The organism is Rothia sp. HMSC064F07 (assembly GCF_001837265.1).
In the GTDB taxonomy this organism is placed as follows: Bacteria; Actinomycetota; Actinomycetes; order Actinomycetales; family Micrococcaceae; genus Rothia; species Rothia mucilaginosa.
Window position 1 is genome coordinate 20,416 of sequence record NZ_KV831926.1, and the last position, 15,698, is coordinate 36,113.

Genomic DNA, 15,698 nt, shown 5'->3' on the forward strand with positions numbered 1-15,698 from the left:
CCCCGCCGATGCACACGCATCGGCGGGCGAACTATATGCCGTGATTAGGCCGAGAGCTTTGCGCGGCCCTTACCGCGGCGGCTCGACAGAATCGCGCGGCCTGCACGGGTACGCATACGCAGACGGAAGCCGTGCTTCTTAGCGCGACGGCGGTTGTTCGGCTGGAAAGTACGCTTGCTCATACTTTATCTCCTTGATTTTTGCGGTTCGTGCCCTCACGGGTATCGGAACCGTACGCTTCTTGGTGCACGGAGGTACCGCGACTATTCGCAGTAGGCGGTGCACACACAACAGCACAACTTTAGAAGAGTGGAGGGCGTAAATCAAGTTCTTGACGCTTTTTTCCGCGTGATTCCGGGCTCGTTTGCAGTGAGGAGGCGGTGATCGCGGCGGGTGTACAGGCTGTGGAGATACTACACACCCCTGGAGTGTAAACCTGGGGATATTTACAGCAGCAGGATATCCACCACGGTGCATATCCCACCCAAACCCCCTACTATCGGCGAGTTATCCACACCCTTGAGCTTTTGGAGTTTTCCGCTAAATATCAGGGAAGAAGACCTGTTATGCACTTAAATCCACCGCTTATCCACCTCTGTAATTACAAGTTTTCCACCGTGTGGAAAACTCTTGTGGATAACTTTCTCCCCCTGTGCATTAAGCGGGTAGAATCTTAATGACCTCGCGGTGGTTTCCGGCATGATTTCTTTACTGCACCACCGCTTCACATCGAGTGAAAGTAAAGAATTCCATGACCGACTCCCTTCAGGCGCGCTGGGCGCATCTGCTCTCCATTCTTGCCGCCGATCCGGCGGTGACGGCACGTCAGCGCGGTTTCGTGAATCTTGCGCAGCCTCAGGGATTGATGGGTTCTTCTCGCCTCATCATTGAGGTGCCGAATAAGCTCACCCGTGCGGTCTTTGAGGAGCAGATTAGCGCTTCGTTCCGTGCGGCTCTGCACGAGGCATTTGGCCCGTCGACTACCGCGCTTTTCGATGTGAATGAGTCGATGATTCCGGTTGAACCTGCAAGTCAGGACGTTTTCCATGGTGAGCGTGAGGTGCCTGTCGAGCACCAGCCCGCCCCTTCGGTCCCGACGGCTTCTGCGCATCCCGAGGCACCCGCCGGTTCGCGCGCTTTTGAGTACTACACCGAGCCGCATCCGGGCCCCGACCATTACGAAGTGCCCGCCGATGAGCAGGTCACCCGCCCCTCCCTGCAGGCTTTGGAGGCGGAGCGTGCCGGGTTCCCCTCCGCACAGCAGCCGGCGGCTCCTGTTGCGGGCGCGCCGGCGCCTCGCGAATACCCGGCACCTACTTTTGTACCGGACACCCCGGCAACGCCGGAGTCTCAGCAGGTGCATCCGCATGAAGACCCGGAAAACGCGCCGACTTGGGATAGCTCTGCCCGTCTGAACCCGAACTACACCTTCGACACTTTCGTGATTGGTCAGTCCAACCGCTTTGCGCACGCGAGCGCTTTCGCGGTGGCGGAGCAACCCGGCATTGTCTACAACCCGCTGTTCATCTACGGCGGTTCGGGTCTGGGCAAGACCCACCTGCTTCACGCGATCGGCCACTACACCAAGTACCTGTACCCGAATCTGCGAGTGCGCTACGTGAATTCTGAGGAGTTCACGAATGACTTCATTAACTCGATTCGTGACGATGAGGGTTCGTCGTTCAAGCAGATTTACCGCAATGTTGACGTTCTGCTGATCGACGATATCCAGTTTTTGGCGGGTAAAGAGGCGACGATGGAGGAGTTTTTCCATACGTTTAACGCTCTGTACAACCACCAGAAGCAGATTGTGATTACCTCTGATTTGCCGCCGAAGCAGCTGACCGGTTTTGCTGAGCGTATGCGTTCGCGTTTCGGTTCGGGTCTGAACGTGGATGTGCAGCCTCCGGAGCTGGAGACTCGTATCGCGATTCTGCGGAAGAAGGCTCAGAACGAGATTTTGCCGGTGCGCGATGACGTCATGGAGTACATTGCTTCCCATGTCACGGCCAATATTCGTGAGTTGGAGGGCGCTCTGATTCGTGCGAGCGCTGCCGCCTCGATGAAGAAGCCGCCGGAGCCCATTACCCTGGCTGAGGCTGAGACCTATCTGAAGGATTTGCTCTCTGATACCGGTGGTGCGGAGATTACGTCGGCGCTGGTTTTGGCGACGGTGGCGAAGTATTTTGATGTGTCCATTGAGGATATGCAGTCGAAGTCTCGCACCCGTACGCTCACGAATGCGCGTCAGGTGGCGATGTATCTTCTGCGTGAGCTGACCGAGATGTCTCTGCCGCGTATTGGTAACGATTTGGGCGGCCGCGATCATACGACGGTGATGCATGCGGTGCGTAAGGTGAGCGCGCAAATGGCTGAGCGTCAGACGATTTTCAATCAGGTGACTGAACTGACGAATTTGATCCGCCAGGAGCAGCGCGCCGCCGGCTAGATGTGTTTTTGCCCCTGTCCCGTAGCTTATTTTGTGCCTCGACTAGGTGTTTTATAGGCTTCGGGGCGGGGATTTCAGGCTAGATTCGAGGATTTTAGCGACTCTCAACACTGGATTTTCGGGGTGTGGATAAGCTGTGCTTTAACTCATGCGTTCGTGTGGATGTTACGTGCATGAATATTCAAAAAGTGTGGAATCGAGGAAATGTATAAATATCCATACACAATACATCCTCAGCATCGAGTGGATTCTTCCACTTAATGTCCACAGGCTACTTCCGCGTCATTGTAGGCAAGGAAGGGGTTTTCCACCGTTTCCACAAGCGTTAACAATACTACTGTACTTAAAGAAAAAATCCTCCCCATAACAAGTAGTTCTGCTCGATCAGCCGGTCTGGTTCAGATTTTTCTGTGTGCCCCTACTGAAAACGTAGATTTTCGCGGATTTGGATCGAGAGCTGCACGCTATCTTTTGGGTTGGATTTGAAGAAGAAACCAACACCGAACCACCACCTAATTCGAACCTGTTTTCGACTGAATTTGATGCACCTTCCGCCTATCTTTGTAATTACAAAAATACAGCGGCCGCACATGCCTCATCTCACCCGATTTTTCGCTGCAGGATCGACCTTCGAGTCTCTGTGTAATTACAAAATCCGGTAGGATGGATAGACGCGCGCGCGGAAGATTCACTGCGCATCAGAGCACGCGGTATTTCCGGCTCTATCGTCCAAAGCTTTACGTGCGCCCAAAGACTATTCTCTATTTCCGTGAAAGGCGCCTTCTCGATGAAATTCACCGTTGAACGCGATGTCCTTGCCGAAGCAGTCGGCTGGACGGCACGCTCACTTCCGCTGCGTCCCACCTCCCCCGTACTCAACGGTCTGCTGATTACCGCCTCCGCAGGTGAGGTCAGCATCGCAAGCTTCGATCACGAGACCAGCGCCCGCCAGGTCATTGCAGCCGATGTTGAAGCAGAAGGCGTTTGCCTGGTTCCCGGCAAGATCCTGGCAGAAATTTGCCGCTCCCTGCCGAACGCACCCGTCGAGTTCACCGCAGATGAGTCCGTGATTCGTATTCACTGCCGTTCCGCTAACTTCCAGCTGGCTGGTATGCCGGTCGTGGACTACCCCGAGCTTCCTGAGCTTCCCGAAATTTCCGGTACCGTGGACGGTGCCGAATTCGCTGAAGCCGTCAAGCAGGTTCAGATTGCGGTGTCCAAGGATGAGACCCTGCCGCTGCTGACCGGTATCCGCGTTGAAATCAATGGCGACACCATGACCCTGCTCGCCACCGACCGCTACCGCCTGGCAATGCGCGAGATTAAATGGAACCCGCGTAACCCCGATGTTCAGGCGGCTGTGCTGCTGAAGGCTAAGACCGTCTCTGAGGTCGGTAGCACCCTCTCCGGTTCCGGTGAACTGTCTATCGCCCTGCCCGCCGCCGGTGAGCTGATCGGCTTCGCAGCGGGTACCCGCCGCACCACCAGCGTCCTGATGGACGGCGACTACCCCAACATCCGTGCCCTGTTCCCCGAGCAGACCCCGATTCACGCGGTGGTTCGCACCTCCGACCTGGCTGAGGCTGCTCGCCGTATCTCCCTCGTGGCGGAGCGCAACACTCCCCTGCGTCTGAAGTTCACTCAGGGATCGGTCGCTATTGACGCCGGCCGCGGGGATGAGGCTCAGGCTTCCGAGACTCTGCAGGCGCACCTGTCCGGTGATGACATCACCGTTGCATACAACCCCGCCTACCTTTCGGACGGTTTGAAGGTTTTCGGTACTGAGTTCGTTCGTTTCTCCTTCACCGATGCGCCGAAGCCCGCCGTGATTTCCGGTCAGGACGAGCCGCTGGCTGAAGACGACCGCAACTACCGTTACCTGCTGATGCCGGTTCGCCTGCCGTCGAACTAGTTTCAGTGTTTGCCGCCCCGCACGTCTTTCGGTGCCCTATGCATCGTGGGTATGTGCGGGGTTGCGCTGTTTTTTTCTGCGCTCATCCGTGCGGAAAAACCACAGTATTTTGGCCCGCGCACTGTGCCCGCCAGCTGGCGCTGTGAACCCCTGCGACCCCGTATGTGAAACCCCGTGAAAGGAGCTGCTCCGGTGTATATCGACCATATTTCGTTGTTGGATTACCGCACGTACGCTCTGCTGAGCCTGCCTCTTTCGGCGGGAGTTACGGTGTTTCTGGGGTCGAATGGTGTGGGTAAAACCAATATTGTTGAGGCGATTGACTATGCGGCGTCGCTCTCTTCGCACCGAGTGAGCCATGACGGGCCGCTGGTTCGGGCGGGTGCTTCACGCGCCTATATTCGCACCCGTACGGTGCGCGGTTCGCAGCAGACGGTGACCGAGTTTGAGATTGCTCCGGGGCAGAGTAACCGGGTGCGCATTAATCGTGCCGCGCCGGTGCGCGCCAAGGAAGCGCTGGGTATTGCCCGCACGGTGCTGTTTTCCCCGGAGGATCTGCAATTGGTGAAGGGGGATCCCGCCGGTCGTCGTCGTTTTGTGGACGATTTGGCGAGCTCTTTGCGTCCGGTGGTTTCCGGGTACCGTAGCGAGTATGAGCGGATTTTGCGGCAGCGTAATTCGTTGCTGAAATCCATGCAGCGTAAGGCTCGGGACGAGAACGCCTTGAGCACGCTCTCGGTATGGGATGAGCAGCTGTCGACTCTGGGTGCTCAGCTGCTTTCTGCGCGTTTTCGTTTGTTGCAGCGTTTTTTGCCGCAGCTTCGCCGCGCCTACGCGGGGCTGACGGATGGCTCTAAAGAGGTCGGTTTCAATTATGAGTCGACTGTTTTTTCGAGCATGGGTGAACGCTCTATCGAGCATGCGGCGCTGATGCGCATTGAGGACCTCAAGGAGGCTTTGATGCGCGGTTTTGCGGAGCGTCGGCGCGATGAGATTGAGCGCGGCGTGACTTTGGTGGGTCCGCATCGTGAGGATATTACCCTGTTGCTCGGTGGCATGCCGGTGAAGCATTTTGCCTCGCACGGCGAGAGCTGGTCTTTTGCGCTGGCGCTGAAACTGGCGTCCTGGTTCGTGCATGTTGAGGATGATTCCTCGGCGGGTTCTTCGCCGATTCTGATTCTTGATGATGTGTTCGCGGAGCTTGATTCTGCGCGCCGCCACCGCCTGGGTGCGATGATTGCCGACGCGGAGCAGGTGTTGATTACCTGCGCGGTGCTCAGCGATATTCCGGAGGAGCTGGGCGACTACCGCCTAGTGTCGGTGACGGCGGGGCGCGCCGAGTATGTGCAGCCTGCTGCCGACTCTGTCACTGGCTCTGCGGGGCAGTCGAGCTCGACCGCTTCTGCGCTCGCGGAAGGTGGCGGCGATGAGTAATCCCGTCTACCCTCAAAACCATGTTTCACGTGAAACATTCGGTGAATTCGCGGAACCGCAGTTTGCGGAGCATCAAAACCCGCGCGAGGTTGACGGCGTGGGTGAGTTCTACCGTGACGAGGTGGATGCCCCCTCCGCCCTGCTGACCCGCATGCGAGTGGCGGCTCAAGAGCGCGGCGAGGCGCCCCTCAATGCCTTCTCTGCGAACAAAATCATGCGTGACTTCGGTGCGGTCATGTCTGGAACCGCCTCGAAGAAGAAATCACGGCGAGCGCAGGGCTGGGACCCCCGCGTGATGGGCGGCTATAGCGGCCCCGGAGAGAGTTCTCGTGATCCCAAACCCCTTGGCGGCATCGTCAGCGCTCTGATCCGTTCTCGCGGCTGGAAAGAGCCCGTGGCGGTCTCTAGCGTGCTGGCTCGCTGGGCTGAGCTCGTGGGCCCTGAAATTGCGGCGCACACCCGCCCCATCAGCTTCGAAAATTCCATTGTTGAAGTCCAGTGCGACTCTACCGCCTGGACGACTCAGTTGCGCCTGATGCACGGGCACCTCATCGAACTTTTCCGCCGTGAACTGGGTGATGGTGTCGTGACTCAGGTTCGCGTGCTGGGTCCGAACAACGGACGCTGGAATCAGCGAGGCTATCGGCGTGCCACCGGTATGCGCGGGGTACGCGACACCTACGGGTAGGCGTATCATGTTACCGCTTTGCAGCACCTTTGACGGGAAAACTGAGATTTTGGGGCACGTTGCATAAAACGTGCCCCTTTTCTGCTCCTCATGATTTTCTGCACGCTATGAAAGCTTTAGAATCGCCGGCAATCCCCACGAAGTGGTGAACCGTATCCCCTACCTCAAAAGGGGGTTGAGGCACTCTAAACCGCCTTAGCGGGCTTTTGAGCGGGTGGTAGTGCCCAAAAAAGCTCAATATGTGACGCTTGTAGATGGTTTTATGCTCTCTTGCTCGGTAAAATAAAAGAGACAATGCGTAAAGTGTGCCCACCTATGGGTACCACCGGCACCGCGGGTTGTGCAGGCACTTTCTTGTGCCCTCTGTGAGGTGTTCTAGGCTCCGCTCTTGGCTGCCCGTAGCTTTCCTTCGCCGGTTGCATCATCTACTCAAGGAGTTCTGCCTCGTGGCATCTGAACAGAATGCATCTGAACAGCAGCATGAATACGGTGCATCCGATATTACCGTGCTGGAAGGTCTGGAAGCGGTTCGTAAGCGCCCCGGCATGTACATTGGCTCGACCACTGAGCGCGGTCTGCACCACCTGGTCTACGAGGTTGTAGATAACTCGGTCGACGAAGCGCTCGCCGGCTACGCCTCCAAAATTGACGTGACCATCCAGGCTGATGGCTCCGTCCGCGTAGAGGATGACGGCCGCGGTATTCCCGTGGATGAGCACCCCACCGAGCACAAGTCCACCGTTGAGGTTGTCATGACCGTGCTGCACGCTGGCGGTAAGTTCGGCGGTGGCGGCTACTCCGTTTCCGGTGGTCTGCACGGTGTGGGTATCTCCGTGGTGAACGCGCTGTCCACCCGCGTGATTACCGAGGTGCACCGCCAGGGCTACGCATGGCATATTTCCTTCTCCAACGGTGGTGTGCCGGATAGTCCCCTGCGCAAGGGTGAACCGTCCGATAAGACCGGTACCATTCAGACTTTCTACCCGGACCCAGAGATTTTCGAGACCGTCGAGTTCGACTTTGAGACTCTGCGCGCCCGTTTCCAGCAGATGGCGTTCCTGAACAAGGGCCTGACCATCACCCTGACCGATGAGCGCGAGAAGTTCGTCGGTGACGAGGTTGCTGAAGAGAGCGAGAAGAAGGAAAACATCCTCAACCGCGTGCGCGCGAACGCTGATGGTTTCATGACCGTCACCTACCGTTACGACAACGGTCTGTTCGACTACGTACACTTCCTCAACGCAGGCGCGAAGACCATTGTGAACGAGGAGATTGTCTCCTTCGAAGCCGAAGACACTGAGCGCAATATGAGCCTGGAAGTGGCGATGCAGTGGACCGGTGCCTACAAGGAATCCGTCTACTCGTACGCGAACACGATTAACACCCACGAGGGCGGTACCCACGAAGAGGGTTTCCGTGCCGCTCTGACCTCGTTGGTGAACCGTTACGCGCGTGAGAACAAGCTGCTACGCGATAAGGACGATAACCTCACCGGTGAAGACGTGCGTGAGGGCCTGACCGCGGTGATTTCGATTAAGATTTCTGAGCCGCAGTTCGAGGGTCAGACCAAGACTAAGCTGGGTAACTCGGAGGCTAAGTCCTTCACCCAGCGTGAGGTGAACGATCACCTCGGCGACTGGTTCGGGCGTAACCCCGCGGTGGCGAAGGATATTGTTCGCCGCGCGATTACCGCCGCTCAGGCGCGTATTGCAGCCCGTAAGGCACGCGAGACGACCCGCCGTAAGGGCCTGCTGGAGACCAGCTCCATGCCCGGTAAGCTCAAGGACTGCTCCTCGAAGGATCCGTCGATCTCTGAGATTTACCTGGTGGAGGGTGACTCTGCGGGTGGTTCGGCTGTTCAGGGTCGTGACCCGAACACCCAGGCTATTCTGCCGTTGCGCGGTAAGATCCTGAACGTCGAGCGCGCTCGCCTGGACCGTGCTCTCTCCAACGCCGAGATTCAGGCGATGATTACCGCTTTCGGCACCGGCATTGGTGATGACTTCGATATTGAGAAGGCGCGCTACCACAAGATTGTTCTGATGGCGGATGCGGACGTCGACGGCCAGCATATTACGACTCTGCTGCTGACCCTGCTCTTCCGCTTTATGCGTCCGCTGATTGAGGCTGGCTACGTGTACCTGGCTCAGCCGCCGCTGTACCGCATCAAGTGGTCGAACGCTCCGCACGACTACGTGTACTCGGATGCTGAGCGTGATGAGGCTCTGGCTCGTGGTGCGGCGAAGAACCTGCGCCTGCCTAAGGACAACGGCATTCAGCGTTACAAGGGTCTGGGCGAGATGGACTACACCGAGCTGTGGGATACCACCATGGATCCGGCTCGCCGCACCCTGCTTCAGGTGAAGATGGAAGATGCAGCAGCGGCTGACCAGATCTTCTCTGTTCTGATGGGCGAGGACGTTGAGGCTCGCCGTGAGTTTATCCAGCAGAACGCAAAGGACATTCGATTCCTCGATATCTAGCATGAAACGACATATGTCCCGTATGGAATATGTCAAATGAGCTATATAGCCGAGCGAGTCATTGAGGAATGAGAAAGTAATGAGCGAAGAACAGCAGAATAAATCCGCTGAGGTTGACGTAGTCAGCAACGGTGGCGCTGAAAGCGTAGACCACCACGGTCACATTGAACAGGTGGACCTGCAGACTGAAATGCAGCGTTCCTACCTGGACTACGCAATGGCGGTTATTATTGGCCGCGCCCTGCCGGATGTGCGTGACGGCCTCAAGCCCGTGCACCGCCGCGTAATCTACGCGATGTACGACGGCGGCTACCGCCCGGACCGATCCTTCAATAAGTGCGCCCGCGTGGTCGGCGACGTGATGGGTCAGTTCCACCCCCACGGTGATAGCGCTATCTACGACACTCTGGTGCGCCTGATTCAGAGCTGGATTATGCGTTACCCGCTGGCTCTGGGGCAGGGTAACTTCGGCTCCCCCGGTAACGACGGTGCTGCAGCGCCTCGATACACCGAGACCAAGATGGCTCCCATTGCCCTTGAGATGGTGCGTGACATCAACGAAGACACTGTTGATTTCCAGCCCAACTACGACGGCAAGTCCCTGGAGCCTACCGTTCTGCCCGCACGCATCCCGAACCTGCTGGTCAACGGTTCTTCGGGTATTGCTGTGGGTATGGCGACCAATATTCCGCCGCATAACCTGCGTGAGGTTGCTGAGGGTGTGGAGTGGTTCCTGAAGAACCCGCACGCCACCAATGAGGAGCTGCTGAACGCTCTGATGGCGCGCATTAAGGGCCCCGACTTCCCGACCGGTGCACAGATTCTGGGTACTAAGGGTATTGAGGATGCGTACCGTACTGGCCGCGGCTCTATCACCATGCGCGCGGTGGTCAATGTGGAAGAAATCCACGGTCGTACCTGCCTGGTGGTTACCGAGCTGCCGTACCAGGCGAACCCGGATAACCTGGCGATTAAGATTGCTGAGCTCATCAAGGACGGTAAGGTCACCGGCATCGCGGATTTGCGCGATGAGACTTCGGGTCGTACCGGTCAGCGTCTGGTGATTGTGCTCAAGCGTGATGCTTCCCCGAAGGTTGTGCTGAACAACCTGTACAAGCACACCCAGCTGCAGGAGAACTTCTCCGCGAATATGCTCGCCATTGTGGATGGCGTGCCGCGTACCCTGTCCCTGGATGCGTTTGTGCGTCACTGGGTGGATCACCAGATGGACGTTATCGTTCGTCGTACCCGTTACCGTCTGCGTCAGGCGGAGGAAGAGGCGCACATCCTGCGTGGCCTGCTGAAGGCTCTGGATGCTCTGGATGAGGTTATTGCCCTGATTCGCCGCTCCCCCACCGCTGATGAGGCGCGTAGCGGCCTGATGGAGTTCCTGCAGATTGATGAGGCTCAGGCTCAGGCAATTCTGAACATGCAGCTGCGTCGTCTGGCTGCCCTGGAGCGTCAGAAGATTCAGGATCGCCACGATGAGCTGATGCGCATGATTGCTGAGTACAACGCGATTATTGCTTCGGAGACTCGCCAGCGCGAGATTATCTCTGAGGAGCTGGGCGAGATTGTGAACCGCTACGGCGATGAGCGTCGCACTCAGATTATGTACGGCTACAACGGCGACATGTCCATGGAAGACCTCATCCCCGAGGAGGAGGTCGTGGTGACGATTACTCGCGGCGGCTACATTAAGCGCACCCGCAGTGATCAGTACCGTAGCCAGCACCGTGGTGGTAAGGGCATTAAGGGTGCCTCGTTGCGCGGTGATGACGTGGTGGAGCACTTCTTTGTGACCACTACACACAGCTGGATTCTGTTCTTTACGAACCTGGGTCGCGTGTACCGTGCGAAGGGTTACGAGCTGCAGGAAGCCGGTCGTGACGCGAAGGGCCAGCACATTGCGAACCTGCTGGAGTTCCAGGGCGGTGAGCATATTGCTCAGGTCATGGAGCTGAAGAGCTATGAGGATGCTGAGTACCTGGTGCTTGCTACTCGCGGCGGTATGGTGAAGAAGAGCCGTCTGAGCGATTACGATACGAACCGTACTGCCGGCCTGATTGCGATTAACCTGCGTGAGGGCGATGAGGTTGTTTCGGCGTTCACCGTTTCGGATAAGGACGATATTCTGCTGGTGTCGCGTAACGGTATGTCGTTGCGCTTCCATGCTGATGATGCATCGTTGCGCCCGATGGGTCGTTCGACTTCCGGTGTGACCGGTATGAAGTTCCGTGACGGCGATGAGCTGATTTCTGCGAATGTGGTTACTGAGGGCTCCTTCGTCTTCGTAGTCACTGAGGGTGGTTACGCGAAGCGTACGAGCGTGGATGAGTACCGCGTGCAGGGCCGTAACGGCTTCGGCATTAAGGTTGCTAAGCTAGTTGAGGATCGTGGCGCCCTGGTGGGTGGCCTCATTGTGGACGAAGAGGACGAGGTGCTGGTGGTTATGGCCAGCGGCAAGGTCGTTCGTTCTAACGTGAATGAGGTTCCTGCGAAGGGACGCGATACTATGGGTGTTATCTTTGCAAAGCCCGGTAAGGGCGATTCTATTATTGGTGTTGCACGCAACCAGGATCGTCAGCTGGATGATAGCGACGATGAAACCACTGAGAACACCGAGGCTTCGGAGTCTTCTGAGGCGCCCGGTACGGACAACGAGGGTGAAGCGGCGGCTGCCGATCTCACCGCTACTGGAGGTAACTAATGAGCAGCACTCCCGCGAGCTCCTCTCCTGCGTCGGCACAGCGTTCGGCGTCGGCTGGTGCATCTAAGTCTTCGGGTGCGGCTAAGGCTGGCGCGCGTCGCCCGGCTCAGGCGCGTTCGGGCCAGGCTCGTCCTGGCGGTACCGCTAAGCGTCCTGTCGGCAAGCGCCCTGTAAACGCTAAGCGTCCGACCGGTTCGCGCCGTCAGCTGGTGCGTCCGGCGCCGCGTTCGAAGATTCGTCGTGCGCGTCTGGTGGTTCAGAAGGTTGATACGTGGTCGGTTGCTAAGCTGATCTTCCTGCTGTCTATTGCCCTGGGTATCGTGACCGTCGTGGCTTCGGTGATTCTCTGGCTGTTCCTGCAGGCTTCTGGTGCGTTTACCGGTGTGAACCAGCTGATTAGCTCGCTGGGTACCGGTTCGACCACTGTGGATATTTCGCAGATGATTTCGCTGGGTCAGGTTGCTTTGGTGACTACTATTTTTGCTGTGGTCAACACTGTGGTCTTTACTCTGCTGGGTATGATTGGCGCGATTCTGTACAACCTGGCTGCGAAGCTGGTTGGTGGCGTGACCTTGACTCTGAGTGATGAGTCCTAGTTTGTAGCTTTTTGAGCTTTGTGTGCGGGCGGTGCCCCTCTGGATGGAGGTGGTGCCGCCCGTTCTGCATGCCGCCTGTTTGCGTGCATGGGAACCCACGGTATTAAAATGTGATGCAGAACATGCTTTTTCGATTTGGTGTTACCTGCAAACACCTGTATAGTTATATCTCGTTCTACGGAAGAAATTCCGCAGAAGGAGGGCGTATAGCTCAGACGGTTAGAGCGCTTCGCTGATAACGAAGAGGTCCCAAGTTCGATTCTTGGTACGCCCACTCCACATTATGAAAGGCAATAATGAAGAAATTATTGATTCTTGCTGTTCTTTCGTGTGTCACTGTGATGGTTCTGAAAAAGTACCAGAGCAATGAAGTCGTCAAGGCTTGGAAAAATAACTAAACAGTGGTTTCCGCTGAGACGGGGGCGTGGCGCAATTGGTAGCGCATCTGCTTTGCAAGCAGAGGGTTAGGGGTTCGAGTCCCCTCGCCTCCACTTTCCGGTGATTATAGCAAGAGGGAAACGCCTGGTTCCATTCCGAACCCAGAAGCTAAGACTCTTCGCGCCGATGGTACTGCACTTTTGTGGGTGTGGGAGAGTAGGTCATCGCCGGTTTATTTTTGAGAAAGACCCCGTATCGAAAGATACGGGGTCTTTTGTTATATCTGCTGATGTGAATCAATGGATTGAGCCTGGGCGTCTTGTGAAGTTGGCGCACTGTGTGCGCTGCAGATTGGCGGCTGGAGTTTATTCTTCGTGATACTGAAGCGTGCGCCGCTATAGAAAGCCCCGCGCCGTAAAACCCACAGGGGTGTCCCGTGTGGGTAGCTCGGTGACCTAAATGAGGTCTGAATAATAAAGGTGTGTCACAAAAAGAAAGCTGGGAGGTTCCTGAAAGTGAACACTTGGTGAACACACTTTAGCCTCTTGATGGATATAATCACCCCTCTCCCCCGCACTCTCGCATAAGCCACATAAACCAACTTAAGCATTCCGATAGGTGCACCCTTTTTTCCGCGGAATATCGGGAGAGTTTCCCCTGAAATATGGGCTCTATAGTAAAACCCTCATAAAAATCCGCTCAATGCCGTGGGTTTATCTGTTATTTCGTGTTAATTCGGAATACTTTAGATTTCGCGAAAACCGACAGATAATTTTCTTGTGACTACAGAACTCATTATTCTCGTGATCGTGGTGCTGACCGCGCTCGCCTTCGACTTTACGAATGGCTTCCACGACACCGGTAATGCGATGGCAACCTCCATCGCCACCGGTGCGCTGAAGCCTAAGACCGCCGTGGCGCTGTCTGCGTCCCTGAACCTCGTCGGCGCGTTCCTCTCTGTTGAGGTGGCGCGTTCGGTCGGTAGCGGCATCGTGAACCTGGATCGTATCGATGTAACAACAGACGGCCCGGCGCTGATGCTTATCGTCTTTACCGGCCTGGTTGGCGGTATCCTCTGGAATGTTTTGACCTGGCTTCTGGGTCTTCCCTCCTCCTCGTCGCACGCTCTGTTTGGTGGCCTGATCGGTTCGGCTATTGTTGCGATCGGCTTTGACGGCGTGCAGTGGATGGGCGTTCTGTCCAAGATTATTGTTCCCGCGGTCCTCTCCCCCGTCATTGCGGCTATTGTGGCGGCAACCGGCACTTGGCTGGTCTACCGTATCGCTGCTCCGGTGGCTGATGATCGCAAGCACGGCGGCTTCCGTAAGGGACAGGTCGCGACCGCATCCCTGATGTCTCTGGCGCACGGCACTAACGATGCGCAGAAGACCATGGGCGTAATCTTCCTGGCTCTGGTTGCTTCGGGTACCCTGAGCAACGATGACGCGATTCCCTTCTGGGTGAAGGCTTCCTGCGCGCTTGCTATTGCGCTGGGTACTTACCTGGGTGGTTGGCGTATTATCCGCACCCTCGGTAAGGGCATCGTTGAGGTTGACACCCCGCAGGGCGTTGCCGCTGACGGTGCATCTGCTGCGATTATTCTGACTTCCTCCCACTTCGGTATGGCTCTGTCGACCACTCACGTGGCGTCCGGCTCGATTCTGGGTAGTGGCCTGGGCCGTAAGGGTGCTGAGGTGCGCTGGTCTGTTGCTGGCCGCATGGTGGTTGCTTGGCTGATTACTCTGCCGGCTGCCGCGATTGTGGGTGCTCTGACCTGGCTGATTGGTCATGGCCTGAATGCTCTGACCGGTACCCAGTTCATTGGCGAAATGACCGTGTTCGCTTTGCTGGTAGTCTTCTGCTTCCTGATGTGGCGTCATTCCCAGAAGGACAACATTGACGCTTCGAACGTGACTGGCGACTGGGATGAAAAGGAAGGCGCTGCAGTCACCAGCGCTGAGGCATCCGCAGAAGCCCAGACCCTTGCTACTGGGAAGGCAGGTTCGTAGTCGTGGAATATCTGATTGACATTGTGAACAAGGTTATTCCGGTGCTGATTGCCGGTTTGTTCTTTGGTGCGGGCCTTCCGGCGCTCTATGCGCTGGGTCTGCGTATGCTGGCTGGTCGTACCGAGTACACCGCGGACGGCAAGCTGGTTGAAATTGAGCCTCCGGGAACGGCGGCGAAGATTGCTGCGTTCTGCATTTTTGCTATCATCGTAGCAATCGTAATCATCGGTATTCTCTGGGTCGCTAAGGACTTTATCGACCACACTTTCGGCTGGAATATCTTCGGCGTAACCGGTGGAGGCCACTAATCCCGTGAACACTAAATTGCATATAATGACTGCTTCGAAGGAGGGGCTCGATGCCTGATAAGAGCATGATCTCTCGAGTAATCGACTGGCTGAGCGTCGGGTATCCCAAGGATGTTCCGGTGCAGGACCGCGCGGCAGTGATGGCTATTTTGAAGATGCGTCTGACCGATGAGCAGCTGCAGGAAGTTGTTCGCCAGCTCATGCAGTCTCGTGCTGCTCGTGGCGAGGCGTACGTGAGCGACCAGCGCATTAACGAGTACATTCGTCGAGTGGTGGATCATACCCCGACCCCGCAGGATATTGACCGCGTCGCTAAGATTCTGGGTGCGCACGGCTTCCTGATTGCGGAGAACCACGTGAACGAGGACGCTGAGCCTACGGCTGGCGGTACCGAGTACGTGACCTACGATGATCCGACGACCGGCGAGATCCGTATTGCTGAGTTGGCTGCTGAATCGGCTAATATTCCGGCTCCGAACGCTACGACTGCGCAGGATAACTAAATAGCCTGCGGTGAGAGTTGAGAGCTCTCATGAAGTTTGTGACCTATGGGGTGGACTGAGTCCACCCCATAGGTTTTCTTTATGCCCTTCGAATGATGCGCAGCGGGTTGTCGGCATGTGCATGGGTGCGGGCGGTATTCTAGAGGGACTTCACTCCCCTCAAACCGTTGGTGGGCTTTGTGCCCGCCCTGCATCCTGGAGATTCTGTGTCTTCTTCCCCTTCTTTGG

At 56.8% G+C, this 15,698-nt stretch carries 11 protein-coding genes, 2 tRNA genes and 1 rRNA gene; 13 read left to right on the forward strand and 1 reads right to left on the reverse strand.

Going from position 1 to position 15,698, the window contains the following annotated elements; all coding sequences use genetic code 11:
• Positions 1-44 precede the first annotated feature (44 nt).
• Positions 45-182: a 50S ribosomal protein L34 gene (gene rpmH / locus HMPREF2712_RS02520; RefSeq protein ID WP_005504094.1), complete on the reverse strand. Its 138-nt coding sequence runs from the start codon at positions 180-182 to the stop codon at positions 45-47.
• A 569-nt stretch (positions 183-751) separates the two neighbouring features.
• Here rpmH and dnaA point away from each other — a divergent pair.
• The 13 genes from dnaA to HMPREF2712_RS02585 all read left to right on the forward strand — a co-directional run bounded on the left by dnaA (position 752) and on the right by HMPREF2712_RS02585 (position 15,470).
• Positions 752-2,449, forward strand: a complete 1,698-nt coding sequence (gene dnaA / locus HMPREF2712_RS02525) for a chromosomal replication initiator protein DnaA (RefSeq protein WP_070819195.1) — start codon at positions 752-754, stop codon at positions 2,447-2,449.
• A 787-nt stretch (positions 2,450-3,236) separates the two neighbouring features.
• Complete coding sequence (gene dnaN, locus HMPREF2712_RS02530) at positions 3,237-4,361, forward strand: DNA polymerase III subunit beta (RefSeq protein ID WP_049349951.1); 1,125 nt, start codon at positions 3,237-3,239, stop codon at positions 4,359-4,361.
• A gap of 192 nt (positions 4,362-4,553) precedes the next feature.
• Positions 4,554-5,795: a DNA replication/repair protein RecF gene (gene recF, locus HMPREF2712_RS02535; RefSeq protein ID WP_070819196.1), complete on the forward strand. Its 1,242-nt coding sequence runs from the start codon at positions 4,554-4,556 to the stop codon at positions 5,793-5,795.
• Positions 5,788-6,483, forward strand: a complete 696-nt coding sequence (locus HMPREF2712_RS02540) for a DciA family protein (protein WP_070819197.1) — start codon at positions 5,788-5,790, stop codon at positions 6,481-6,483. The genes recF and HMPREF2712_RS02540 overlap by 8 nt, the downstream gene beginning before the upstream one ends.
• A 446-nt stretch (positions 6,484-6,929) precedes the next feature.
• A complete protein-coding gene (gyrB, locus tag HMPREF2712_RS02545) occupies positions 6,930-8,966 on the forward strand; it encodes a DNA topoisomerase (ATP-hydrolyzing) subunit B (RefSeq protein ID WP_070819198.1) in 2,037 nt (678 codons plus the stop codon).
• A 79-nt stretch (positions 8,967-9,045) separates the two neighbouring features.
• Positions 9,046-11,676 (forward strand): DNA gyrase subunit A, encoded by a 2,631-nt coding sequence (gyrA, locus tag HMPREF2712_RS02550; RefSeq protein WP_070819199.1) that lies wholly within the window; start codon positions 9,046-9,048, stop codon positions 11,674-11,676.
• Positions 11,676-12,272, forward strand: a complete 597-nt coding sequence (locus HMPREF2712_RS02555) for a DUF3566 domain-containing protein (protein WP_012902635.1) — start codon at positions 11,676-11,678, stop codon at positions 12,270-12,272. The genes gyrA and HMPREF2712_RS02555 overlap by 1 nt, the downstream gene beginning before the upstream one ends.
• Positions 12,273-12,472: 200 nt before the next feature.
• Positions 12,473-12,546, forward strand: a tRNA-Ile gene (locus HMPREF2712_RS02560).
• Positions 12,547-12,690: 144 nt separating this feature from the next.
• Positions 12,691-12,763 (forward strand) — tRNA-Ala (locus HMPREF2712_RS02565).
• Positions 12,764-12,766: 3 nt separating this feature from the next.
• Positions 12,767-12,883: ribosomal RNA gene (gene rrf, locus HMPREF2712_RS02570) — 5S ribosomal RNA — on the forward strand.
• 546 nt (positions 12,884-13,429) lie between these two features.
• Positions 13,430-14,659, forward strand: a complete 1,230-nt coding sequence (locus HMPREF2712_RS02575; protein WP_070687054.1) for an inorganic phosphate transporter — start codon at positions 13,430-13,432, stop codon at positions 14,657-14,659.
• Positions 14,660-14,661: 2 nt separating this feature from the next.
• Positions 14,662-14,967, forward strand: a complete 306-nt coding sequence (locus tag HMPREF2712_RS02580; RefSeq protein ID WP_005504112.1) for a hypothetical protein — start codon at positions 14,662-14,664, stop codon at positions 14,965-14,967.
• Between the two features lie 50 nt (positions 14,968-15,017).
• Entirely contained in the window at positions 15,018-15,470 is a 453-nt protein-coding gene (locus tag HMPREF2712_RS02585; RefSeq protein WP_070819200.1) for a DUF3349 domain-containing protein, read from the forward strand.
• Positions 15,471-15,698: the final 228 nt, after the last annotated feature.